The organism is Porphyromonas cangingivalis (genome assembly GCF_900638305.1).
In the GTDB taxonomy this organism is placed as follows: domain Bacteria; phylum Bacteroidota; class Bacteroidia; order Bacteroidales; family Porphyromonadaceae; genus Porphyromonas_A; species Porphyromonas_A cangingivalis.
On sequence record NZ_LR134506.1, the window covers coordinates 1,808,534 to 1,833,090 of the forward strand.

24 protein-coding genes are annotated in these 24,557 nt (G+C 49.6%); 16 read left to right on the forward strand and 8 right to left on the reverse strand.

Translation table 11 applies throughout. The features are described 5' to 3' along the window. Nucleotides 1–46 precede the first annotated feature (46 nt). Both EL262_RS07440 and EL262_RS07445 read left to right on the forward strand, forming a co-directional pair. Nucleotides 47–2,221, forward strand: coding sequence for a collagen-like domain-containing protein (locus EL262_RS07440; protein WP_164715439.1), 2,175 nt, complete (start codon nucleotides 47–49; stop codon nucleotides 2,219–2,221). A gap of 27 nt (nucleotides 2,222–2,248) precedes the next feature. After that, nucleotides 2,249–3,394 (forward strand): OmpA family protein, encoded by a 1,146-nt coding sequence (locus EL262_RS07445; protein ID WP_025838814.1) that lies wholly within the window; start codon nucleotides 2,249–2,251, stop codon nucleotides 3,392–3,394. Between the two features lie 138 nt (nucleotides 3,395–3,532). Here the strand turns inward: EL262_RS07445 and EL262_RS07450 are convergent, their stop codons facing one another. Genes EL262_RS07450 through EL262_RS07470 form a run of 5 tightly spaced genes read right to left on the reverse strand, consistent with a single transcriptional unit; the run spans nucleotide 3,533 to nucleotide 8,207 of the window. Then, nucleotides 3,533–4,435, reverse strand: a complete 903-nt coding sequence (locus EL262_RS07450; protein WP_126464398.1) for a hypothetical protein — start codon at nucleotides 4,433–4,435, stop codon at nucleotides 3,533–3,535. 11 nt (nucleotides 4,436–4,446) lie between these two features. Further along, complete coding sequence (locus tag EL262_RS07455) at nucleotides 4,447–5,331, reverse strand: hypothetical protein (protein WP_025838810.1); 885 nt, start codon at nucleotides 5,329–5,331, stop codon at nucleotides 4,447–4,449. Nucleotides 5,332–5,354: 23 nt separating this feature from the next. Then, nucleotides 5,355–6,401: a hypothetical protein gene (locus tag EL262_RS07460; protein ID WP_078735843.1), complete on the reverse strand. Its 1,047-nt coding sequence runs from the start codon at nucleotides 6,399–6,401 to the stop codon at nucleotides 5,355–5,357. 16 nt (nucleotides 6,402–6,417) lie between these two features. Next, nucleotides 6,418–7,020 (reverse strand): LemA family protein, encoded by a 603-nt coding sequence (locus EL262_RS07465; RefSeq protein ID WP_078735844.1) that lies wholly within the window; start codon nucleotides 7,018–7,020, stop codon nucleotides 6,418–6,420. 38 nt (nucleotides 7,021–7,058) lie between these two features. Further along, nucleotides 7,059–8,207, reverse strand: a complete 1,149-nt coding sequence (locus tag EL262_RS07470) for a TPM domain-containing protein (RefSeq protein ID WP_223191290.1) — start codon at nucleotides 8,205–8,207, stop codon at nucleotides 7,059–7,061. Between the two features lie 670 nt (nucleotides 8,208–8,877). On the opposite strand from EL262_RS07470, the gene EL262_RS07475 reads away from it, so the two are divergent. The 10 genes from EL262_RS07475 to EL262_RS07520 all read left to right on the forward strand — a co-directional run bounded on the left by EL262_RS07475 (nucleotide 8,878) and on the right by EL262_RS07520 (nucleotide 17,375). Then, the gene (locus EL262_RS07475; protein ID WP_025838805.1) at nucleotides 8,878–9,879 is read left to right on the forward strand and encodes a beta-ketoacyl-ACP synthase III; all 1,002 of its coding nucleotides are present in this window, start codon (nucleotides 8,878–8,880) and stop codon (nucleotides 9,877–9,879) included. Beyond that, nucleotides 9,866–10,798: a GTPase Era gene (era, locus tag EL262_RS07480; protein ID WP_052095570.1), complete on the forward strand. Its 933-nt coding sequence runs from the start codon at nucleotides 9,866–9,868 to the stop codon at nucleotides 10,796–10,798. The genes EL262_RS07475 and era overlap by 14 nt, the downstream gene beginning before the upstream one ends. Nucleotides 10,799–10,855: 57 nt before the next feature. Then, nucleotides 10,856–12,172 carry a ribosome biogenesis GTPase Der gene (gene der / locus EL262_RS07485; RefSeq protein WP_025838803.1) on the forward strand — a complete coding sequence of 439 codons (1,317 nt, stop codon included), beginning with the start codon at nucleotides 10,856–10,858 and terminating at the stop codon, nucleotides 12,170–12,172. A 45-nt stretch (nucleotides 12,173–12,217) separates the two neighbouring features. After that, nucleotides 12,218–12,811 carry a TetR/AcrR family transcriptional regulator gene (locus EL262_RS07490; protein WP_025838801.1) on the forward strand — a complete coding sequence of 198 codons (594 nt, stop codon included), beginning with the start codon at nucleotides 12,218–12,220 and terminating at the stop codon, nucleotides 12,809–12,811. Nucleotides 12,812–12,839: 28 nt separating this feature from the next. After that, on the forward strand, nucleotides 12,840–13,586 hold the full coding sequence (fabG, locus tag EL262_RS07495) for a 3-oxoacyl-[acyl-carrier-protein] reductase (RefSeq protein ID WP_025838799.1): 747 nt from the start codon (nucleotides 12,840–12,842) through the stop codon (nucleotides 13,584–13,586). A gap of 24 nt (nucleotides 13,587–13,610) precedes the next feature. Beyond that, complete coding sequence (locus EL262_RS07500; protein WP_036847496.1) at nucleotides 13,611–14,279, forward strand: RluA family pseudouridine synthase; 669 nt, start codon at nucleotides 13,611–13,613, stop codon at nucleotides 14,277–14,279. A 91-nt stretch (nucleotides 14,280–14,370) separates the two neighbouring features. Next, nucleotides 14,371–14,937, forward strand: a complete 567-nt coding sequence (locus tag EL262_RS07505; protein ID WP_025838797.1) for a hypothetical protein — start codon at nucleotides 14,371–14,373, stop codon at nucleotides 14,935–14,937. A gap of 6 nt (nucleotides 14,938–14,943) precedes the next feature. Next, nucleotides 14,944–15,783 carry a hypothetical protein gene (locus EL262_RS07510; protein WP_078735846.1) on the forward strand — a complete coding sequence of 280 codons (840 nt, stop codon included), beginning with the start codon at nucleotides 14,944–14,946 and terminating at the stop codon, nucleotides 15,781–15,783. A gap of 209 nt (nucleotides 15,784–15,992) precedes the next feature. Next, complete coding sequence (locus tag EL262_RS07515; protein WP_036847502.1) at nucleotides 15,993–16,229, forward strand: DUF4248 domain-containing protein; 237 nt, start codon at nucleotides 15,993–15,995, stop codon at nucleotides 16,227–16,229. 732 nt (nucleotides 16,230–16,961) lie between these two features. Further along, nucleotides 16,962–17,375, forward strand: coding sequence for a hypothetical protein (locus EL262_RS07520; RefSeq protein WP_126464399.1), 414 nt, complete (start codon nucleotides 16,962–16,964; stop codon nucleotides 17,373–17,375). Nucleotides 17,376–17,472: 97 nt separating this feature from the next. On the opposite strand, the gene EL262_RS07525 is transcribed toward EL262_RS07520, so the two are convergent. Then, entirely contained in the window at nucleotides 17,473–17,973 is a 501-nt protein-coding gene (locus EL262_RS07525; protein ID WP_025838789.1) for a PH domain-containing protein, read from the reverse strand. Nucleotides 17,974–18,361: 388 nt separating this feature from the next. Between EL262_RS07525 and EL262_RS07530 the strand changes: the two genes are divergently transcribed. Genes EL262_RS07530 through EL262_RS07540 form a run of 3 tightly spaced genes read left to right on the forward strand, consistent with a single transcriptional unit; the run spans nucleotide 18,362 to nucleotide 19,550 of the window. Next, entirely contained in the window at nucleotides 18,362–18,814 is a 453-nt protein-coding gene (locus EL262_RS07530; RefSeq protein WP_025838787.1) for an HU family DNA-binding protein, read from the forward strand. Between the two features lie 14 nt (nucleotides 18,815–18,828). Next, nucleotides 18,829–19,287, forward strand: a complete 459-nt coding sequence (locus EL262_RS07535; protein WP_025838785.1) for an N-acetylmuramoyl-L-alanine amidase — start codon at nucleotides 18,829–18,831, stop codon at nucleotides 19,285–19,287. A 38-nt stretch (nucleotides 19,288–19,325) separates the two neighbouring features. Next, on the forward strand, nucleotides 19,326–19,550 hold the full coding sequence (locus EL262_RS07540; protein WP_025838783.1) for a hypothetical protein: 225 nt from the start codon (nucleotides 19,326–19,328) through the stop codon (nucleotides 19,548–19,550). 168 nt (nucleotides 19,551–19,718) lie between these two features. On the opposite strand, the gene EL262_RS07545 is transcribed toward EL262_RS07540, so the two are convergent. Both EL262_RS07545 and EL262_RS07550 read right to left on the reverse strand, forming a co-directional pair. Continuing rightward, the gene (locus EL262_RS07545) at nucleotides 19,719–20,924 is read right to left on the reverse strand and encodes a metallophosphoesterase (RefSeq protein WP_051522775.1); all 1,206 of its coding nucleotides are present in this window, start codon (nucleotides 20,922–20,924) and stop codon (nucleotides 19,719–19,721) included. A 39-nt stretch (nucleotides 20,925–20,963) separates the two neighbouring features. Then, on the reverse strand, nucleotides 20,964–22,640 hold the full coding sequence (locus tag EL262_RS07550) for a nucleoside kinase (protein ID WP_025838778.1): 1,677 nt from the start codon (nucleotides 22,638–22,640) through the stop codon (nucleotides 20,964–20,966). 89 nt (nucleotides 22,641–22,729) lie between these two features. On the opposite strand from EL262_RS07550, the gene EL262_RS07555 reads away from it, so the two are divergent. After that, a complete protein-coding gene (locus EL262_RS07555; protein ID WP_025838777.1) occupies nucleotides 22,730–24,541 on the forward strand; it encodes a Na/Pi cotransporter family protein in 1,812 nt (603 codons plus the stop codon). Nucleotides 24,542–24,557 lie beyond the last annotated feature (16 nt).

The window sequence follows — 24,557 nt, forward strand, 5'->3', positions numbered from 1 at the left end:
TTCAGGTGTGTTTATTGTGAAAATGTAAGATTAGATTGATTGTATGATGAACAAAAAGTTTGTACTTCAAGCCACAATCCTACTATTGATAGTCGGATGGTTTTTTTCTTGTACACAAGTAGACATTTATGCTCCTATCGGTCCCAAAGGTGAAAAGGGAGACAAGGGCGATAGAGGACAAAGCACTTATGAGCTTTGGAAAGAAAAGGTTGCAAACGGCACCATCGAATGGAACAAGGACGAAGTCTCTGAGTCTGACTTCTTCAGATTCCTCAAAGGAAAAGACGGTAAAGATGGTCAAGACGGTGTGAGTGCATACGAGCAATGGAAGGAATACATCGCATCGGGTGATGTCGATGACCCACACAACGATGGAAAGAAGTGGGATCCTAAGAAGAACACAGTCCAAGACTTTTGGGCGTTCCTCATGGGACGTCCGGGAGCTGACGGCAAGACCCCTTACATCAAGGATGGCAACTGGTGGATCGGAGATACCGACCTCGGTGTACCTGCCAGAGGTGAGGACGGTCACAGTCCTGTCATCATCATCGGAGAGAACGGCAACTGGTGGATCGACGGCAGAGATACCGGTAAGCCTGCTCGTGGCCCCAAGGGTGACCAGGGTCCTAAGGGACAAGACGGCCAAGATGGTAATGACGGAAACAATGGCGAAAATGGTAAGAGTGCTTACGAGCTATGGGTCGATGAGGTAAAAAATAACTGTGGTAAACCTACACAGGTCATGGATCCTCACAATCCTACCCAACCATGGGATTGTGACAGAGTTTCTTTCAACGACTTCATGGACTTTTTGAGAGGTCAGAAGGGCGAACAAGGCGAAGATGGTGTCGTTCCCGGTACTATCATCAAGGGTAAGTACAACGTGTTGCCACAGTATTATAATGCAACTCTTGGCGAATATGTAGATCCTTCGGATGGTTCTGTCGTCTTTGCGGTATTCGATAAAGAGGGAGCAAAGGCACCTGCAGGATCTACTGTTAAGGGTCTTCCTGGTATCCCCGGACAGACATTCACCACAGACTCGAAAGGAGAGTTCCGAGTGACTCGTGATCAACTCCCCGAAAGACTCCTTGTAGGACAGAGACGAGGTATCACCGATGAGGTTACGATCAATGGTGTCATGGAACCCTCAGCGAAAAATACTATCGTTCCTAATAGAATAAACACTCGTATCACAGCCAATTTCGTGTATCTACGTCAGCCTACAGCTGCCATGGGTGCCGGTTCCTATCCGATTGCTCACTTCACTGTCATCTCATATAAGTATGAGAGAGAAGTAGATGGTCAGTGGGTAGCCTATCCCGAACTGTTCCCTAAGCCTGAGTTTGCTGCGGTTTTTGTCAACGACCCTGCAAGCCCGGTGAACGAAGGAAATATCACTGACAGTGCGGAGTCTCAGAGATGGGGCATCAATAAGTCTTACGCAGACTTCAACGAAGCCAAGAATTCCTTCATGATCGTTCGTCCGGTCGTCCTTTCAGACACCGAGAAGAACGGAAACAATCCTCCTACGGACATCACGGACTTCGGTACATATACCAAGAGGTTCAATGAAGTGAAAAAGTACGAATGGGACAATAATGATAAGTACTTCTCAATGAAGGGTACAAAGTTCTTCTATGGGCAGAATCCTATCCTTCCACAGGCTATCCACGTACCTGAGATATATCCTATGGTAGAGTTTAAGAACGATACCAAGATAGATATCGTCCATGGCGTCACCACAATTTGGGGCGAACTTGATATGGATAAGCTTCCTGAAGCATACATCAAGTACGAGATGCCGGCTTCCGAGACAGCTCCATGGAGACCTGTGAAGATCACCGGGCAGCAGCTCAAGGCTCAGTTTCAACAGAAGGTCATGGCTAAGATCTTTACATTCGGAAAGACCGGTGCACAGCTTACACAAACATATACAGACATTCCTTGGAAGAAGGGGCATGCGAAGTTCAGCACACGCTCTGTGTATCCTAAGTATGTTCTCTCTACCATGATGTACATCGAAGATGATTTGAAGGGTAAGACTACGCTTGGTACTCCCAACGATTATGTCATCGGGGCTATATATGCACCTTATCGTGCTCTCCCCTACTATATCCTTGAGGAAAACTCTGGTAACTATCATCTGAAGTATATCTTTGGAGTCAAGCCGGACTTCCCTCTTCCAAAGCAGTCTCTACCTGTAGATTGGACTAACTAAGCAATGACTAAAAGTAAGACTACGATCATGAATATCAGACATATTATATACAGTTTTTCTGTGATGGCTTTCAGCTTGTGCGCGACTACGGTCGTTGCACAAGAGGATCAGCCTGCCAAGAAGGCTTGGGAGATAGGTATCGGGGGATCGTTGATCAACTGGAACCGTGTCTCTATCACGGGCGCCGAGATCTCTCCTAAGTTGTACCATTTCAACATGGATGTCAAGCACGTCCTTCCCGGTGCCAATCTGTACATCGCTCGCGAGTTGAACCCCTGGTTGTACCTCGATGTACAAGGGACTATGGGTATCCTTCGCAATTCGGGCGAGAGCAAATACAACTTCTTGTGGCTGGCAGGGCCGGGTCTTCAGTTGCGTCTCGGTTCTCTCTTCAATTCGAAGTATGTGGAGCCTTACCTACGTGCAGGTATCAACTATATGTACAAGGACTTCAGTTCGATCACCAAGGGACGCTTCACCAATGATCAGACAGGTACCGCACATTGGGAGTCCAATGATGTGTGGGGTAGCGGACGCGTGACAGAAGAAAAGAAGGGGTATTTCCCGTTGTCTCTCGGTCTCGGCTTCAACACTTGGCTCAACAATAGAGTGGGTATCGGTCTCCAAGGTGACTACATCATGTCGTTCCGCAAGGATGAGCCACGCTTTGCGCAGGCTACGATGAGGGTGATGTTTCGCATCGGAGGCGAAGACAAGCGTCCACGCCCACAGATCTCTTATGTAGAGGTAGAGAAGCCTGTCGATCGTATTGTTGAGAAGGAAGTGCGTGTCGTCGATGTCGTCACCAAGTACGCCATCCTCGATCAGATCACATTCGACTTCAATAAAACAACTTTTGCTCCCGAAAATAACTTCATCCTGGACAAGGTCGCAGAGATGATGAAGGAGGATACCTCTCTACGCTTGCTCATCACCGGATATACCGATGCTGTGGGCAACAAGAGATACAACAACGAACTCTCTGTCGCAAGAGCTAAGCGTGTCTATGACGAGCTCATCGCTCGTGGTGTCAACCCTGCAATGCTCAAGTACAGAGGTGTCGGCAAGTCTATCTCTGTAGCTGAGCCTCGCGAAGACAACGCTGTCAGAAGAGGTGACCGCAAGGTCTCTATCGAGAAGATCACCGACGATACCTTCTGGAACAGGCTCTAAGCATACAGAGTATTTTCTCGATTTAGTGATAAAACTCGGAAGAGGGTGTGTCGAAGTGAAATCTTTGACGCACCCTCTTCTTTATGAGGTACTTTCTTTGCTCTTAATTTTGCATTTTGTCTAAGGTCGACGACAAGATTATCTGCTTCTGTGCCAAGGCTCGGCAGTGTAGGGGATGAGGGTCTCCCCATCGACCTTATAGAGCTGATAGATGCCCAGCCCGCCATTTGAGTCTGTGAGGATAAGTAGCTGTGAGCCATCTTTCCCTTTGAGGTAGGTATGCACCGATGGGTAAGGGAAGCAACTTCTTAGCACTTCGTCCGTATCATCCCTACCGGCATAGAGATCTCTCGTCACCCCTTCGGTATAACTGATCACCCCATCTTCTGTGTCCATGATGAGTAGGGAGAGCACATTACCGTCATCGCTCCCCTCTCGGGTCGCTTGGTAGAAGACCACACTCCCATCCTCCGTAGCGCAGAGTGGATCGATGCTTTCGATCTTATAGTCATATCGTCCTTCGATGATGGGACGTAGCTCCTCTGCTCGCTTTGTGAGGTGATCCGTGGGATAGGTTGGATCTTCGAAGCCGAGATCTTTGAGCTCTTCCGCATGGTAGTGATCGAAAAACGCTGACTCCGTCGCCAATCCTCCTTGAGTGGAGAGGACATCGAGATCCTCGTCATCTGCATAGAGCACCTTGTAGGCATCGCCCGAAAGGGTATCTACCGGCGTGCGTACAACGATGACCCGACGATCGAAGTGAGAGAGGATATTCAGACTTTTGTTTTCAAAAGCGTAGATCCGATCGAGCTTATCTCCAAGGGTCATCCCCTCGGTGACGATGTGTTTGCCGTCTTCGCTTGCTTTCCCGAAGGATAGAGTAAAAGGGAAGTCCTGCCAAGCTTCGGAGGGATGTGTTTGTGAGAGGGGCGTGTCGGAGGTTTGGTTTTCGTTCGAGGTACTCTTTTTGCCGCCACTGCAAGAGATGACAGAGAGTGCCAGCACAAGTGTGGATAAGGTCGTAAAGATAACTTTCATACGTGGCTGTATTACATCGGATGGACTGTCCACCCCTGAGCCTTGAGGGGCGAGAGTTTGCCATTCATGGGGACATAATAATTCATCTGCACACCTTCTGATATCGGGCGAGAGAGCAAGAATACAGTGTGTCCTTCTTTGTCCGTCATGTAGCCGTGAAGGATGGGCGCAGGGTACATATTGTCGTCATCCACTCTCCAAGTGCCGTATTCGCCAATTTCTTTGGGATCTTCGAAGATGTAGAAGACCTCCTCCAGTTTGATGGCGATGAAGCCGAGAGCTTGCTTGCCCTCAGGTTCGAAAGAGCCGTAGAAGCCGACAAGGTCGCCCTTATCGGCAAGCGCAAAGAGGTCGAGTGCTTTGATCGGGCGGTTGTAAAGCTCTTCTATCTCTGCATTAGCCTCTTCCAAGACTGCCGAAAAAGCAGGGCTATAAGTCTCATCTTCCTCGAATGCGAGGCGTGAGAAGGTATTGGGTTCGAATCGATCCACGAAAGCAGAGTCTGCGAGGAACATAAATCGATAGGAGTCGCTCAAGTCCAAACGCTCTCTGTCCGAAAGGTGATAGACCAAGCCATAGAAGTCTTCGCTGTATGCTCCCACTTCACCTCTCTCCTTGTCGTCATAAGTGACTTTGCGCCAAGCATCATTGAGGAAAGCATGGGTAAACTCCTTGGACTGCTCCTCGGTATCCGGTACAATGATGTCACCGTCCACGCTTACAGACATCACACCTGCACCGAGAGCATAGTCGTCGGTCTGTATCGCATTGGTGGAGCTTGTGGTGTCTTGTCCTGACTCATCTGTCTTCTTCTTTGAGTCTGTGCAAGAAGTGAACGAAGCGAGGATAAGTATCAGCACCGCAAGGGCAGCGGTCGTTTTGAAAAATTCCATCATAAGTCTTTGGTTTGTTTTTGTTATCATTTCATCGTTGTCGTAGTCCCTTCGGTAGAGACAGGGGGCTTCATCTCTCGGGTGAATGTGACTGCATGATCACCACTCAGCTTTTCGACCTCGGTCTCCATGAGGAGGTGTCCACACTGTTTGCAGGAGAGGGTGAACTTCGTCACTCTGAAATAAAATGCAGATCCATTTTTCAAGTCTTCCCGTAGCATATCTCCAGGTCTCATGTCGACGAAGTCGTATCCTTTCATACTGCCACAGTTGTGACAAGGGTATTTGATCGGGTACTTTCGACGCAGTAACTTCATCGCCAACAGGTAAAGCGGAAGTACCGGCAATATGGGGAGACAGAGGACGAACGTGATGACGAGGACAGCGGTGTCCAGCTTCCTGTTGATGCTGTATCTGCCGATGCTTCCCCTTTTGAGCTGTCTGTACTCTCGGATGGAGTAGTAGATCACCATGGCAATCGCCAAGAGGCAGAGGATCGCAAGGGTGATCTCCATGGAGAGATTCTCTTCGATGTCCCTCATCCCGAACAATGCCCCCACCGTCTCTACAGCTTTTGTTCCTGCTGATCCATAAGACCGGGTCTCCATGTCCGCAGAGATGGTCGAAACTATCTTTTGCTCCGTCTTCTCCGAGAGTGGAGCCTGCATGTGAGGCTGTTCGTCGATCGCAAAAGCCCACTTCCCACTCACATCGGTGACGAACAGTAGGACGACTCTGCGCCGCCCCTCTTCGTCGGCATAACTCTTCAGCTTCGTGCTGATGGCACGTAAGAAGTCCTTCGGGGTCTCGGCCGCTCCCCTCGGTATGGTCGGCAAGACCACCGTGTGGAGACAGACCTTCTGCTCCGAATAGATGGCATTAGACACTACCTTGATGCGCTTTTGCGCTTCTTTTCCGAGCAAGTCTTCGGGGTCATAGATATGATGGATCAGCGTGCTCCCATCCAGCTCCGAGACAATCTTCTCCGCCGTGTAAGTCTCCTGTGCCGAAGCCCTTGTGATCCCGACGACTATCAGCATCAAGCCGACGGTATATGAAAAAATCTTCCTCATCCCCTATGTCCGTATTTTACATCTCCACCTGCACTGCTTTCTCCGCTCCGGCTTCGGCAGCGAAGTAGTCTTTCTTCTCAAATCCGAAGAAGCCTGCCACCATGTTGACAGGGAAGGTCCTTACGTAGCCGTTGTAGGCGTTGACCTGTTTGTTGAATTCCCGTCGTGCCACGGCGATGCGGTTTTCGGTACCCTCAAGCTGAGACTGGAGGACGAGGAAGTTTTCGCTCGCTTTGAGTTCGGGATAAGCCTCCGACACCGCAAGTAGACGTGACAAGGCTCCCGAGAGTTGTGACTGCACGGCCTCGAACTCGCGGATGTTCTCCGCATTCAGCCGGGATGGATCTATCGTCACCTGTGTCGCTTTGGCTCTCGCTTCGACCACTTCTTCGAAGGTCTCACGCTCGTGCTGAGCATAAGCCTTGACCGTGGTGACGAGGTTGGGGATCAGATCCAAACGACGCTGACATTGTGCTTCGACATTTCCCCATGAGTTCATGATGCCCTCTTCGAGTCCGACGGCTTTGTTGTATGTGCTCACGCAGTATATGGCGATGGCACCGATGATGATCAGAGCTCCGATGAGCCACTTCTTACTACCTTTTTTTGTCTGTTCCATAGTTGTATGAATGAAATAATGTATGTCGTATCTGTGTATCAATAGTCTGACGAAGAGCCCCCCCCACTGCTGTACCCTCCCGAGTCGCTACCACCGCCCCAAGAGTCGGACGACCTCGAATAGTCGGGCAACTTCCAATCTTGTCCCGACTCGAACGCCCTGCGATGCTCCTGAGTATACGCTTTCGGTACCACCCCGACGAGATCCTCGTAGGCTTGGATGTCCCATACCGCACCACAGACCTTGCACTCGACATAGGCCGTGTGGACTATCCTGCCGGTGTAAGTGTCGTCGTCCTTGATGGTCCGCTTCGTGTCCATGCTGCACCCCAAGGCACTTTTGGTGACTTTGTTCACCGCTTGACAGTTCGGGCAGACGATGTCCTTCGCCATGCGTCGGGTGAGGAAGTGTCGTGCGATCAGGAAGAGGATGAATACAGGAATGACCGGCAGGCAAAGGAGGCTGAACCACACCCCTTTTCCGATCCTCGTGTAGTAGAGCTTTTTGATCCAGCCGAGGTCTTCGATGTCTCTCTTGTCGTTGTACAACGACTTGAGGAAAAACAAAATGGCAAGAATCATCGGTAGGCCTATGAGGAAGAAGTAGCCCCAGCCATCCAGCTCCTCGACGACCTCCGAAGCCTTTCCGCCCGAAGTCTTGAGATCTTCACCCTGATCGATCTTGACCACGGCATCCATCCCTGCGATGAGGGCTTCGTAATAATGGTCTTCTCGCAGTAGAGGACGCATCACCTTGCGCTGTACGAGAGTGCTCTGAGCATCTGTCAGAGTGTATCCGAGCCCATCTCCGATCTCCAGCGAAAACTGCCTCTTGTCTTCTCGAGTGATGAAGAGGATGAGCAACCCCTTGTTTGTGCGAGAGTGTCCGAGTCTCCAGGTGTTGAAGAGCTCGTTGCCGAAGTGGCGGTTGGACTCGTACGTGTTCCGGTCATAGTCGTGGAGGAGGACGACGGCGATCTCTATGTCGGTGGAGTCGCGTATCGTGATGATCTTTTGTGTCAGTTCGGCCCTCTCATCTGCCGACAAGATACCTTGTGGATCGATGATGTATCTTCCCTCAATCTTTGATATAGGAGGGACATCACTGACGCGATAGGCAGTCTGTCCTCGGAGTGACAGTGTCGATAAGAGGATGGCGATCAGTAAGAGTACCTTTTGCCATCTCACGGTTGTATCTTTTTTTTGTTGGTGTTTGGAGGCCGATGATGCAGTCTCCTCCCTTTCGGTACAATAATGTCTGTATGTCATTATTCCTCTCCCCATGGTCGTTTTTTTAGGTATTACTAAGTGTGTACGTATTTTAGTTCCCTTGCGCAAAGTTAAACACTTCTTTGTACTTTAGCCATCCGTCGAGTTGTTTTTGTTATTTTTTTTCGTGTGCCTTTTCTTTTTCTCTGTCTTCTTTGGGGGATCAGATGGGGTTGATTCGAGTGTCTCGAAAAAAGTCGTTAGACTTGATGACGAAGGTCGTTAAGATCGATGATGAAAGTCGTTAAACTCGATCAAGAGGATCGTTGAGGGTAGATTTGTCCCGAGATGGGCTTCGTTCTTTGCAGACGGCGGATGTCACCCCCTTTCGTCCCGAGGCGAGGCAAAGGCTCTTTGAGCAAAGTCAAAGAAATCAAGATTTTTAGGCTCTCTTGTTTATAGCTACTGCACAAATCCAAAAATGTGTGCAGTTTTTGTGCCAAATTTCCTATTCTCGTATGTTTTTTTTCGTACCTTTGTGACTAAGAGTGCCCTTGCGTGGAGCAGTCAAACCGACTCACAGACAGAGGTCAGCAGGGGGTGACTCGTATCAAATCAAGGCGTATAACTAATAATAATTATAATGGCTATGGAACGTTTTCATGCAGCTATAACAGCAGTGGGCGGATATGTCCCCGAGGGAGTCTTGACCAACGCTGACATAGAAAAACTAATCGATACCTCGGATGAGTGGATCACCACTCGTGTCGGGATCAAAGAGCGTCGAATACTTAGAGACAAAGACAAAGGTGCTTCGTACCTGGGTATCCAGGCGGTCAAGGATATGTTTGCCCGCAATGAAATCGATCCAAAGTCTATAGAGATGGTGATCTGCTCGACCAATACAGGAGACTATCACTTCCCCACCACAGCCTCGATCATTGCTCACGAGACCGGTATCACATCGGCCTACTGCTTCGATGTGCAGGCGGCTTGTACAGGGTTTATCGTCACCCTTGAGATGGCGGCGAACTACATCATGTCGGGTCGTTACAAAAAGATCCTCGTCGTGTGTACGGAGAAGATGAGTGCTGCGGTCGACTATACCGACAGAGCCACGACACCTCTCTTCGGTGATGGCTCGGGCTGTGTGCTTGTAGAGCCCAATACCGAGGGCTGTGGTGTCATAGACTCCATCATCCGTAATGATGGAGAGGGCAAGGAGCACCTCATCATGAAGGCCGGTGGTTCGGCTTGTCCCACGACACACGAAACGGTCGATCAGAAGCTCCACTATGTCTATCAGGAGGGACAGTATGTCTTCAAGGCTGCGGTCTCGATGATGGGCGACACTTCGGCTGAGGTGCTTCAGCGTAATGGTCTCAACCACGACAACATCGCTTGGGTCTTCCCTCATCAGGCGAACCTCCGCATCATCGATGCCGTGGCTCGTCGTATGAATCTCTCCATGGATAAGGTGGCTGTGAACATCCAGAAGTATGGCAACACGAGTTCGGCATCCATCCCTCTCTGCCTCTGGGAGTGGGAGGACAAGCTCCGTAAGGGGGACAACCTCATCCTCACGGCTTTCGGTGCAGGTTACATCTGGGGTGCAGTGTACGTAAAATGGGCTTATGATGGAAAGAAGTGATGGCGACAACAACACCCTCTTCGGAGGTGTGAAGGCAGGACACAAGTCGGGGTTCGTCAACATCGTCGGCAATCCCAACGTGGGCAAGTCCACGCTGATGAACAAGCTCGTCGGCGACAAGGTCTCTATCATCACTTCGAAGGCTCAGACCACACGACACCGTATCATGGGCATCGTCAATACGCCCGAGATGCAGATCGTGTACTCGGATACCCCGGGGGTGCTGAAGCCTCAGTATAAGTTGCAGGACTCGATGCTGGGATTTTCACGCTCGGCACTCGGTGATGCCGACATCTTGCTGTATGTCACGGATACGGTGGAGTCGGGGGAGAAGAACGAAGAGTTCCTCGCCGAGGTGCGTAAGGTGGAGTGTCCCGTATTCGTCCTCATCAACAAAGCCGATCTCTCCGATCCTGCCGGGCTGGAGCAGATGGTCAAGGACTGGCAGGAGAGACTGCCACAGGCAGAGGTCGTGCCCCTCTCTGCCCTACATGGTGTGGGGGTGCAGTACATCATGGATCGTATCCGTGAGCTCTTGCCGGAGTCGCCTCCCTACTTCGAGAAGGATGCATTTACGGATCGTCCGGCGAGGTTTTTTGTTACGGAGATCATCCGTGAGAAGATCCTGCTGTACTACCAGAAGGAGATCCCTTACTCTTGCGAAGTGGTCGTGGAGAGCTTCAAGGAGAGCGATGACCTCATACGTATCAATGCGGTCATATATGTGGAGCGTGACTCTCAGAAGGGAATCATCATAGGGCACAAGGGGGCGGCACTCAAGAAGATGGCTTCGAAGGCTCGTGCCGACATCGAACGCTTCTTCGAGAAGAAGGTCTTCCTCGAAGTCTTTGTCAAGGTCGAGAGCGACTGGCGCAACAGGGAAAACATCCTTCGTTCGTTCGGCTATCGTCAGGATTGACGGGGCGGATCGGGTCGAAAGACCCTCTTTACATAGAATATACGAATAATAAGAAATATGAGCAGGTTAGTAGCAATAGTAGGACAACCCAATGTCGGTAAGTCTACCCTCTTCAACCGCCTTACCAAGACGCGTACCGCCATCGTCACCGATGAGCCGGGTACGACACGAGACAGACAGTACGGTAAGGCCGAGTGGAATGGGGTCAACTTCTCCGTGGTAGATACCGGTGGATGGATCGTGAGATCCGACGATATCTTTGAAGATGAGATCAATAAACAAGTAGAGATAGCTATCGAGGAAGCGGACCTTATCCTCTTCATGGTGGATACACAGGTAGGGCTCCTTGAGACCGACGAAGGTGTGGCACGTCTGCTCCGTCGTAGCAACAAGCCCGTGCTCCTCTTGGCGAATAAGGCTGACAACTTCACCATGGAGGCTTATGCCGCTGAATTTTACAGCCTCGGTCTCGGTGATCCCATGCCCATATCTGCCGTCAATGGTTCGGGTACGGGTGACCTCCTCGATAAGGTGGTCGAGCTGCTCCCTGCCGATGATGCTTCGGACGAAGAGGAGTCCGAGATCCCACGCATCGCCGTCGTCGGTCGTCCCAACGCAGGGAAGTCTTCCCTCATCAATGCCTTCTTGGGCGAGGACAGGCACATCGTCACCGACATTGCAGGCACCACACGTGACTCGATATATACGAAATACAATAAGTTCGGACACGAGTTCAGCCTTGTCGATACTGCGGGTATCCGTAAGCGCGGTAAGGTGAACGAGGACTTGGAGTACTACTCCGTCATACGTTCGATCAGAGCGATAGAGAACAGCGATGTCTGTGTCCTCATGCTCGATGCCACCAAGGGTATCGAAGGGCAGGACCTCAACATCTTCTCTGTCATACAGAAAAACAAGAAGGGGCTCATCGTCTGCGTCAATAAGTGGGACCTCATAGAGGACCGCTCGCAGAAGGCTCAGGACTCTTATATCAGTGCCATCCGCAGTCGTCTTGCTCCGTTTACGGACTTCCCCATCATCTTCATCTCTGCGCTTAACAAGCAACGTATCCTGAAGGTGCTCGACATTGCGAAGGAGGTCTACGAAAAGCGTAAGACCCGTATCTCGACCAACCAGATCAATGCGCTCTTGTTGCCGATCATCGAGAAGACACCACCTCCATCTTGGAAAGGCAAGTACATCAAGATCAAGTACATCACGATGTTGCCCAAGGTGACTGTCCCCTCCTTTGTGTTCTTCTGCAACCTCCCTCAGTGGATCAAGGAAGAGTACAAGCGTTTCCTCGAAAATCAGATCCGTGCCAACTGGGACTTCTCCGGTACTCCGATCAACCTCTTTTTCCGGGAAAAGTAATACGACCCACATAAATGTATCACCATCAAACCCCTATCCTGAGACATGGAAGTTATCAGTAAGACTCGCTCCGCCTTCCTCAATGCCGCGCGCAAGCTCTTTGCGAGTGTAGGGTTCGACAAGACGACGATGAACGACATCGCCGTGGAGTCGCACAGGGGTAGGCGTACACTGTATACGTATTTTAAGAGTAAGAACGAGATATTCACCGCCGTCATCGAGCAGGAGTTGGACTCCCTTTCGGACGAACTCGCTACCATAGTAGATTCACCCATAAGAGCGACGAAGAAGCTCCTCATGTATGGTCAACGCCGTCTCGCACTCATCAGCGAAGTGGTCAAGCGCAACGGTTCGCTCAATGCGGCCTTCTTCCAAGACATTTCGCTCGTGGAGCGTGCACGCTTGAGGTTTGACATACAGGAGACCCGCTCGATACAGAAGATCCTCAGAGAGGGGGTGGCTGCATCGGAGTTTGAGGTCGCAGACACACGATTTATGGCGATCCTCCTGCACAACTCGCTCAAAGGCCTCGAAGTCCCCTACATCAAGGGACAGCTCTCACGTAAGATCCTCGGCTCGGTAGACATCAATAAGGTCATCAAGCAGTTCATCTTCGACGGTATAGCCAAAAGGAAATAGCAATCAATAAGAAATACAATCAAACGATATGAAACTTCTTCAAGGAAAAGTAGCCATTGTCACAGGCGGATCCAGAGGCATTGGCAGAGCCATCGCGCTCGAAATGGCACGCCAAGGTGCTGATGTCGCATTTACAGGACGCTCGCTCAACGAGAATACTGAGTCATTAGAGAACGAACTCAAAGCCCTCGGGGTCAAAGCCAAGGCTTATGCTACGGATGCAGGCGACTTCAAGGCTGCTCACGACTTCGTGGACGAAGTGATGAAGGAGTTTGGCAAGGTGGATATCCTCGTCAACAACGCAGGTATCACCAAGGATACCCTCATGATGCGCATGACGGAAGAGCAGTGGGACGATGTCATCGATGTCAACCTCAAGTCTGTCTTCAACCTCTCTCATGCGATCACCCCGGTGATGATGCGTGCCCGCCAAGGCTCGATCATCAATATCTCTTCGGTCGTCGGTGTCACGGGCAACGCAGGGCAGGCAAACTACGCAGCATCCAAAGCCGGTGTCATCGGGCTCACCAAGTCTCTTGCTAAGGAGCTTGGCAGCCGCGGTATCCGTGTCAATGCCATTGCTCCGGGGTTCATCGAGACAGACATGACTGCGGTACTTGATCCTAAGGTCGTCGAAGACTGGGTCAAGACCATCCCTCTTCGTCGTGGTGGCCGTCCCGAAGATGTGGCTTCTACCGTGACTTTCCTCGCTGCGGATAGTTCGGCCTACATCACCGGTCAGGTCATCAACGTCTGTGGTGGTATGGTGATGTGATCACCGTAAGCCTCAAAGATACCCATGACCGTCCTCTACGAAGATAATCACCTGCTGATCATCAACAAGGCCGCCGGAGAGATCGTCCAAGGCGACAAGACCGGTGACTGTCCTCTCGTGGAGAGTCTCAAGGTCTATCTCAAAGAGAAGTATGACAAGCCCGGGAACGTGTTCTTAGGGCTTGTTCATCGTCTTGATCGACCGGTGTCGGGGATTGTCGTCTTCGCCAAGACGAGCAAGGCTCTCACACGGATGAATGAGCTCTTCCGTAAGGATGAGGTGCGCAAGATCTATCATGCCATCGTCGAAGCCTCTCCGGCACGTCCCGAGGCTGACCTGGTCCACTTCTTGAAGAAGAACGAGAAGCAGAACAAATCCTACCCCGTCGGCTCACAAGTCGTCGGAGCCAAGCGCGCTGAACTTTCTTACCGTACCTTGGCGCATTCGGATCGGTACACTCTGCTCGAAGTCACTCTCAAGACCGGAAGACATCATCAGATCCGTGCCCAACTCAGTGCCAATGGAACGATCATCAAGGGCGACCTCAAGTACGGTGCCAGACGATCCAATGCCGATGGATCGATCTCCCTGCACGCATACAGCATCGAGTTCGTCCACCCCGTGAGCAAGGAGAAGGTCCGCATCATAGCCCCTTATCCCGATACGGAAGGACTTTGGAAGCATTTCAAATAGTCAAATAAAGGATGAGGGTGTGCCAAGATGTATGGATCTTGCCACACCCTTTCTTTTGATCAAACAAACAATGAGACAAATGAGATATACAATGAAGTACAACATTTATTTCCTCCTCTTCCTTGCACTTGGCTTGCTCGGTGCTTGTCGAAAGGGTGAAGAGAAGCCCAAGGGCGAACCGAGGGGATCTGACGAATACCTTATGAAGAGGGTCGGGCTGTCGACCTTCAGTTCGATCCATCGTGAGACGGATGGCGGTACTCGAAAGATGAGGGAAAGCGAGATGTCGACCCTCTTTGGCGAACTCATCGATCTCACCGCACCAAGTATGATCCTTTTCGCCAAAGACTCCCTTACGATCGAGAAGCCTGAGGGTGTCGTCGAGAAGTTCAAGATCCGGTGGCAGGGAAAGGAACTTTGGCTCTACCACGACTTTGCTCGCCGATGGGCTTGGGCAGGGCTGATGGGGGATGATGCTACCTTTAAGCTCCGTCTCTCTTACTTCAACCTTATGGATGGATATCCTCATAGACTCATCTTACATAGAGGGGTGGAGTACGGCAGTCTGTCGGGCTCAGACTGGGAGCTCTCAGAGGGCGCAATGTTGGACTACCTTGAACAAGATGCTAAGTTTGTCTTCGTCCCTTCAAAAAAATAAAGAATGATGAAAAGACTTATATTCCTCGTATTTTCACTGCTTTTTGCCATGACCACTCATGCTCAGGGGTATATCGTTAGATCGCCTGAGGCAGTCTATTTGGGTGCCGTCCTGGAGACAAGGGCATTTGAGAGTGGGAGACAAGATCTGCTTACGATCACACCGGATGCTATCACGGCGATCATTCCCACTTTCCTGAATCAACCTGCGACATTCGTTGCGAATAGGGGGGAGATGATGAAGTACGTAGAGGCTTCGGTGGCAAAGCGTAAGACCAAAGGGCAGACGATGGGCTTCCGTTTCTCTATAAAGAGGGTGAGCGATCTCAGTGAATTGGAGCAGGATGCTCGTCTTTATGGATGGAACATGAGTGCCATCCGTACGACTAAGAAGACTTTGGTGCGCATAGATCTGACACACATCCTTTTTTCAATTGTGATGGATCTGCCTCAAGGCGGTATCTTGCATCCAAAGGACAAGAATATCCACGCTCGTGCAGCCGAGCTTCTTTATGTCAGTTCCATAGACTTTGGGCGGATGACTTCCCTCCTGCTCGCTTCAGATGCCACTTTTGCTGAGCTCAAGGGAGCATTCGAAGCACTCGTCAAGGAGGTGATCGATCAAAAGCCTATGACTCCTCGTGCAAAGGCCGTCCTCTCTTCTGCTTCTTGTCATGCCTCGATTTGGCTGGGTTCAGAGTACAAGTCTGCACATCCCAATCTTCCCCTTCGCGACATCCTTACATACAGTGCCAAGCCCCTCTCAAAGTCCGACTACGGTACCCCCATTCTATTCCACCTTCGTTACCTTCACGACCATGGAGGATATCAAGGAGGGCAGGGCTAATCCATGTAGGTGCACTTCAATCACAAAAATACTGATAGATTGGTGAGATAGGTTCAGAAATCTCTTTTCGATTGAGAGATCGGCTCTCCCTTTGTTTGGATGAATTGCATTATCTCGATACTCATCGTGAACCCTTGCTGTGTTATATTTTATAACTATATTTGCAGTTTTTTGAAATGTGGATTAGTTAGGAAAACACAAGGAAGTTTATGAGTAAAACGTTGAAAATCATGTCTGTCAATCAAATGTGCTCTGTGAAAGAGCTTGCAACACTTTATTATGTTGATGTATTGCCCGAAGTGGCTTCACGCAACCTGAGAAGAGATATCAAAGAGTATCCAGAGCTGTATCAGTCCCTCGTCGAGTCGGGATGGAGTGACCGCAAACGTACCTTTACCCCTCGACAGGTCGAACTCCTCCGCCGATTTCTCGGAGATCCGATATGAGATGCCTTGTGAGGGAAATTGTATCAAGAGGGCTATGCCATCTAAAAAGAGTGGCACAGCCCTTTTTGATATTCAATACATTCTATTCGAGGGGATCGATCGTTTATTTGCCTTTATAGATTATTGGGTAGGAACCCTTGTACCGAGAGAATTTTGGTCATTTCGTTGGCATCCATATACTACATTTTTTATATGGAGTATAATATGTACAATTTACATATGATAAAGATGCACATTTTACACTGATCGTGTAAAACTTGCTTTAAATGAGGTTTTTATGATGTTATGAAGTTGATTAACATTCAACATCTGTCAAAATAAACATTCAACATTATTCGAGTTTTTTGATTTGGTTCGGAGTGACCGTAAATATGGATTTGCTCCTCGGCAGATCGAACTCCTCCGTCGATTTCTCGGAGAACCGACATAAGGAGTCTTTATCTTCTTTTATCCCTCTCTTTAGTGGTTTTGGTATCTATATATGGTTCTTTTTTAGGAGAGGAAGTTGCCAATATTTGATTTATTCTCAGATAATATGTATAATTGGGTGGGTTGATAGCCCGAACTGTCAAGAGTTCTACAATAAGTTATCGAAAATCAATGAAAAATTCAGCAATTATCCGATGTCTGATCAGTGCTTTAGTTGCGCTTGTGTCGTGTCTTTGGTTGACTTCGTGTGACCCTTTCCATCAATCCTACAAACACACGGTTATCTATCAAAGAGATAACAATTTGAATGAGTATATGGTCTTCTTCTACAGACCTCGGTATTTAGAGACCGTTTTTGAGAAGGATACATTGCTACTCAGTAGCTCGCGGGTTGTCGAGGAATATGAGGATGTGCCAGCTCCAAGGAGGACAAAGGAATTTTGGGTGAATACCTTGGTTAAGGATCATCTGTTAGGGGAAGTCGATCGCCTTGACTCGATAGGAGTTTACTCAATAGATGATCACAAGCTTCAAGGGATGATGTACCATCCAACGATAGAAAAACGAGACAACCTGAAGTCTTCCACTCTTTATCCCAATCCTTTCTCGGAGGCTTCATGGGTGTTGGACTTCAAGGATAGCGAATATAACAAGAACAAATGGGGTGTCAATATCGCTGATCTTACTTATACGCTTAAGCGTCTGGAGACACCGTAAAATCACCCTGTTGGGGAAATATATGTCTTTATACACAAGGGCAGTGTCGAAGTGTTATGGCTTCGGCACTGCCCTTGTGTATATGTGAGATTGTAGGTTATGCTTCGTTGGTGTGTGTGCTTGTGGAGGGCTGAGGGAGGAAGCCGACCGGGAGGTTGAGCCACACTTGTTTTTTCTTTGGGTCTTTGGGGATCAAGATGGTGATGTTGTCTTTGTGAGAGGTGATATAGGAGATGTACTTGGTGCCATCAGAGCTCCTCCACAAGCCCCAATAGCCGAAATAGCCACCCGATGCGCAGAGACGGAGATGGCATAGATGGTCTTCTTGCTTGCTTCGTGTGACGGTGTACTCGTTGAGATCGATGTGTTTGACATGAAGGGGCATCCTGATGTGCAGTGTGTTTCCATCGAGTTCGGCATTCAGTGGGCAGAGGAAGGCCGGGAAAATGAGCAGTGCAATAACGACTCCCGTACCGATCCTTTCGAATGTCGTGGCAATGGGGGCGGAGGTTACGATGACTATGGGGACAAGGATGATGAGACTCGTGATTACGATAGAGAAGGTGTCCCACTTGAAGAAGTACTTGTTGTTTTTCATCTGTACATAGTGTTTTAATAGATCATTAAGGAGCCTCCATGTCCTTCGTCGGGCAGTCGGGAAGAGGCTGTTCTTTGTCGCTTTGCTACAAAACTACTGCTTTTTTTGTTGTTTTGTCATCTTTCGGTGCAGTAAAGTTTGCCTTTAATCGACGTTATTTCGACCATAACCGACCATAAGACCATAACCGACCGTAATCGACGATAACTGACGGTAATCGACGATAATCGACCGGTGTGCCTCGGGGTGGTGATAACTTTGCATTGTGAATGTGAGACGGATGATCGTAAAAGAAAATCAAATGAATCGTGCGCACAATTAAGAATGTCGTCTTCTATTCCATCAATCAACAAATTATCAATTAACCTCAAAACACAACTAAAACATTATGGCAATCAATTTTAAGGTAAAAGAGATCAAGGCAAGACAAAAGAACTCGGCAGAGCCTAAGACTGTCTTCTATGCATCATCCAAGCAGGTCGGTCGTGTGGGGCTGTACGAACTGGCGGATGACATCGCAGGGCGTTGTACCCTCCACGTGGCAGATATCACGGCGGTACTCGAAGCAATGTCGGATGCGGTGACACACTTTGTCTCTCTGGGCTATGGCGTGGCGCTGGGGCGTCTGGGTAGCTTCTACTCCACACTGCGCAGCAAGTCTACGGATGCCGAGAAGGACTTCTCTGTGAACAATATCAAGAAGGTGAATCTCGTCTTTGTCCCCAGCGTGAAGATCAAGGAGGCTATGAAGGCTATATCGTTCAATCAGATAGTGAAAGAGAAGCCTAAAGCGGATAAGCCGACGGTCCCCGGTGGTGGTTCGGATGGGTTGAGCGACTAATCTCTCCTGTGCCTATGAAGACAGAGGCGAGGGAAGTCCTGCCATCGGAGCTTGAGCGATCGGAGCGTGTCATCGATATGATCGTCATCCACTGTAGTGCGACGAGAGAGGACAGGCGTTATGTCCTCTCTCAGCTCGACAGGGATCACAGAGCGAGGGGATTTCACGGTATAGGTTATCACTTCTACATCACCATGGAGGGGCGTATCTATCTCACCAGGAGCATGGATGTCGCCGGGGCTCATGCCCGAGGGTATAACTATCGGAGTCTGGGGATCTGCTATGAGGGTGGACTGGATCCCATGGGTCGTCCCAAGGATACTCGGACTCGTGCGCAGCGTGAGAGTCTGAAGCGGCTGGTCGATCGTCTGCATTACCTGCATGGCAAGGTCAGGGTCGTGGGACACAGAGAGCTCAATCCGTATAAGGCTTGTCCGTGCTTCGATGTGAGGGCGGAGTTTGCGACACTTTAGATCACTGATCAAACAAAACAAACATCAATCAAACAATAATGAAAATCATGGAAACTTTTCGTCAGATGAATGTCCAGCTGGTCATGGCTGTCATCATGTCGGTCGTGGGGCTGATGCTTCTCATCGTTGCGCTCGTGATGCCTCCTCGGGGTGAGATCGACTCTTCGGTGCTGGTGGCATTCGGTGAGATACTGACCTTTGTGGGGGCAGTCTTCGGTATCGACTACACGCATCGTGTCAAGGGGAAACAAAAGGGAGAATAGCCCTCCCCTTCGTGCCTAAATGAGAAGAGGGCAAGTGTCAGGTCTCGAACCTTCACACTTGCCCTTATCTTTTTGAGCGTGCTGACCATTGTCTCTGTCTATCGATGTGCTTGGGCGATAGCTTGATTCACGGTCGGCATGAGTCTGGGTGATACTTGGTCTTGTCCGTCAGAACCTCACCCTTCGACCTGTGCCGTCGAGTCTGTATTCGATCCCATCTTCGATAAGGAGCCCCTGGGTCTTCTCTGAGTGTTTGGACTTGCCATGCTTCACATCTATATTGATGGCTTTGCCGTCGAAGTCCTTCGTCACCTGATCGACAACAGTATGTCCGAAGATCACTGTCTCTGCACGGTAGTAGTCAAGGATGTCCTCAAGCTCATCCTCTGATATCTTCTTGTGTCCCTTGTGATCTTTCGCCAAGCCTCTGAACCAGAAAATGCCTTCTTCGCCAATGAGGAAGTTGGCAGCCTTGTTACTTTGGGGGTGGTTATACAGATCTTTGTCCCAGTGTTGTCTCGAAATCTCGTTGATCTGTGGGATGGAGAGACGAAGGTCCGGGAGTTTGGGACTCAGCCCTGCATGTACAAAGAGATAGTCTCCGATCTTCTCGATCCCATTTTTGGAGTGTAGCCACCTGCCGAGCTCGGTCTCCTTGGAGTACATGAATCGGACAGCCTCTTTGGGGTCTTCCTTTCCGGTGATGATAGTGGCAATCTTGATGTATCTCTCGTCGTTGTACTTGGTTTTGCCTTGGAAGTTGAGGAGTTCGTGGTTGCCTAAGATGTAGTGCACATGCCCTCCGTGCTTTCGGGCTTCATCTTCGAGCTTGTAGATAAGCCAAAGGACGGGGACGACGTTGCTCCCTCTATCGACAAAGTCTCCGACCAACACAAGGTGCCCGTCGCCGAAGATCCAATCGAACTTTTCGTCTATGACCCGATGTGCCATCAGAAAGCCTGCGAAAGCATCGAAATTACCTTCGATGTCGGAGATGGCAATGAGCCTCTTGGGCATGGGATAGATCTCGGGGTTGAGGGTGATCTTGTCTTTCTTGGGAACATAAAATCGATCGGAATCCTCGTTGCGGACTTCGACCAAGATCGGATCGCCGACTTTATAGGGGATAGCCTGTACATTGTTTGAAGCATCCACTCTATAGATGGTTGCCCCAACGAGGTAGGGACCATCTATCCCATTGAGATTGAACTCTTCGGGTTGTTGCCGGGTAGATGTCATCCCCTGATGGGGCCGATACTTATACGCTCCGGCTGTGCAACTTCCGAACGACATATAAAGTGGGACAAGTACCGCTGCTGTGAGGAACCAAGACCCGAATACTCGGGAAGGGCATAGGTGAGATTTTGGCTTCATAAGGTTTCGGAATTAGGGTAAAACTTCTTGTCTGGTGAATCAGTACGTAAAACTGCTACCTCCCAAAAACTCTCTGAGAAGTGAGGTCGGAGGCATGTGGTTGTACGTGATGGGTTCGAAGAACTGTAAAAACTTGAGAAGTCTGTGTGCTTCGCTATAGCAGGGATCGGACTCCTTGACTTGTAGAAGGAGCGGTTCGGCCTGAACTTTGAGTGCCGCAATCTCATAGAGCATGGCACTATTGAACATCATGTCGGCGTTTTCCTGGTAGGGGAATATCCATTTGCGCTCGCCTCGACGGACATCTGCCCACATCTTGAGGCTCTTGGTTGCGGGTGCTCCTCTGAATTTGGAGTCGCGTACCATACGTCTCAGTAGACGATTGTCGGAGGTAGATATCCAGTTGTGTTCGTCCATGGACAGAGTGGTGAGTGCGGAGACATAGACCCTGAAAATAGAAGAGTCGGGGACTCCTTGAAGCAGATCGGGATTGAGTCCATGGATGCCTTCGATGATGAGGATCTCTTCTTCTTTGAGCTCGATCTCCTCGCCTCTGAAGATGCGGGAGCCTGAGATGAAGTCAAAGGTGGGGATTTGTACTCGTTGGCCGGATAGGATGCGTGTCATCGTCTCACGCAGGTAGGGTAGATCGAGAGCATAGAGACTCTCGAAGTCGTAATCTCCCTTTTCGTCCCTCGGTGTGGACTCTCTGTCAAGGAAAAAGTCATCGAGAGAGAGTGCGTAGGGTTTGATGAGATTGATCTGAAGATGGGTGTGCAAGCGTTTGGAGAAGGTCGTCTTGCCTGAAGATGAGGGGCCTGCAACAAGCACGATACGTACTCCATCAGCGTGACGGCGAGTGATCTCTTCGGCGATGTCTGCGATCTGCTTCTCCTGCATGGCTTCGGCAATGGTGATGAGTTCTGCATATTTGCCGTCACGGATGCGTTGGTTGAGGGGTGCGATATCTTCGACACCCAAAGATTTGAGTAAGCTGAGGTGTCCATGGAAGGCCTTGAAGGCTTTCGGCTGGGAGATGACTTTTTGAGGTCGAGAGATGTCTTCGGGATCCGGAGGAAGCAGAAGCAGCCCTTCTTCGTATGGGACAAGATCAAAGGTCCATATCATACCTGTGCGGGGCAAGACAGACCCATAGATGAAGTCTTGGTAGCCATCGACCTCATATGAGTCTACATAACATCTCCCTTTTTGTGCCAAGAGTGCTGCGGAAGAGTCCCTTCCGAGTGTCTTGAGATACTCGACTGCCTCTTCGGTGGGGATGCGTAGGGTATGGATGGTATGATCGTTCTCGATGATTGCCTGCATCTTCTCCTTCAGTTGCTTTACCTCGTCGTGTGTGGGAGTGGGAAGACCTTTGCCCCAGACACAGTAGTAGCCATTGGAGACTGCGTGCTCGAATACGACATTGCCACGGCCGTTGAGCGCAAGTTCTTGTGCTGCCTTCCCCAAGATCAGAGCGAGGGTACGCACATAGGTGCGGAAGCCCGAGTCCGTAGTATAGTCTATGAACTCAACGGTACAGTTGCGATAAAGTCTGCGGTTGAGAGGTCGGGTGATGTTGTTCACCTTTGCATTCATGGGGAGAGACTTCAGATCCGGTCTGAAAGCCTCGTATACATCGATGAGAGTCACCCCGCATTCGAAGGTGAGTTTCTCTTTTGTGATACGTTCGGTTATAGTTATTTGTCCATTCATTTTAATAGTCGACTTTTTTTCATTTATTTTGTCCTAAAGATAGCTATTTACCTGCAAGTTCCGCAGGCGATTTTTAACTTTCTACACAAATGAATTACGGATTTCTCGACTTTTTGACCCTGATCGGATCTCTCGGTATCTTCCTTTATGGGATGAAGATCATGAGTGAAGGGTTGCAAAAAATTGCCGGAGACAAGATGCGCAGTATCCTTTCTGCGATGACAAGAAACAGACTCCTTGGGGTCTTTACCGGTATCCTCATCACTGCTCTTGTCCAATCTTCGTCAGCAACAACCTTGATGGTAGTAAGTTTTGTGAATGCAGGTCTGTTGACCCTTGCACAGGCTGTTACCGTCATCATGGGGGCAAACGTGGGTACGACCGTCACAGCATGGGTCATTTCCTTATTTGGCTTCAAGGTGGATATTGCATCGTTTGCTATCCCACTGATAGCATTGTCTATTCCCTTTATATTCTCCGGTAATGGTACGAGGAAGTCGTGGGGAGAGTTTATCATCGGTTTTGCTTTCTTGTTCATAGGGTTGCAGTTCCTGAAAGACAATGTCCCTGACTTGAAAGCCAATCCTGAGGCACTGGCATTCCTTCAGAGTTACACAGACATGGGCTTCGGCTCTGTGATTATATTTTTGCTCTTGGGTACCATCCTCACTATCATTGTCCAATCGTCTTCGGCGACGGTTGCCATCACTCTCATCATGTGTTCGAAGGGGTGGATATCGTTCGATCTCGCAGCTGCGATGGTGTTGGGTGAAAATATCGGTACTACGGTGACTGCAAATATCGCGGCACTCGGAGCCAATGTGCCTGCAAGAAGAGCAGCCATAGCACACTTGATTTTCAATGTCTTTGGGGTGTTGTGGATGCTGATTCTCTTCCGACCCTTCTTGTCGCTGATCATCAATCTGGTGTCGGGCTGGGGACCGGGAGATCCTACGTCGATGTACACATTCATCAACGGCCTGGATCCACAGAGGTTGGCACTTCTCAACGACTTCGACCCTTCCACAGCCGATGCTTCACTCATGGCTGATAAGGAGTTGATGGACAAGTATGTTGTTGCCACGTCGTTTGGTCTATCTCTTTACCACTCGCTCTTCAACATCATCAACGTTTCTGTGATGATTTGGTTCGTCAAGGGGTATGTCTATCTCTGCAACAAGATCATCCCTTCGAAGCAAGAGGTCTCGGGCAACGAGGAATTTCAGTTGCGTTATATCTCCTTCGGTATGCTCTCTACTTCCGAACTTTCGCTCGCTCAGGCTCAGAAGGAGATGGCTCTCTTTGGCGAAAGAGCCGGACGTATGCTGGGTATGGTAGATTCGCTCTTGGATGAGAAGGATCAAGAGAAGTTCATGGAGACATTCAACCGCATTGAGAAGTACGAAAACATTTGTGACCGTATGGAGGTCGAGATAGCCAACTATCTCTCCAAGGTCTCCGAAGGTCGCCTCAGTATGGAGGGTAAGGAGAAGATCCGAGTCATGCTCCGTGCTACGACCGAGATCGAGAGCATCGGAGACTCTTGTTACAATCTTGCTCAGGCGGTGAAGCGTAAGGTGGATAATAATGCCAACTTTACCGAACAGATGATGCGCAATGTCAAGAGGATGATAGAGCTTGACCAAAAAGCCCTCGACAGGATGAATATCATCCTCAAAAAGTCCGACATCCTTCCCGAAGATGCTCTCGAATCTTACAATATCGAGAATGCTATCAATAACCTGCGTAATGACCTCAAGCTGAAGAGTCTCGAAGACTTTGGTAATAAGGCTTGTGACTATCAGGATAGTGTCTACTACAATGATATGATCAACGAGTGTGAACACCTCGGAGACTTCGTCCTCAATACCGTTCAGGCAGTCGTTGAGAAGAAGTTCTGAAGCACTCATATCACGA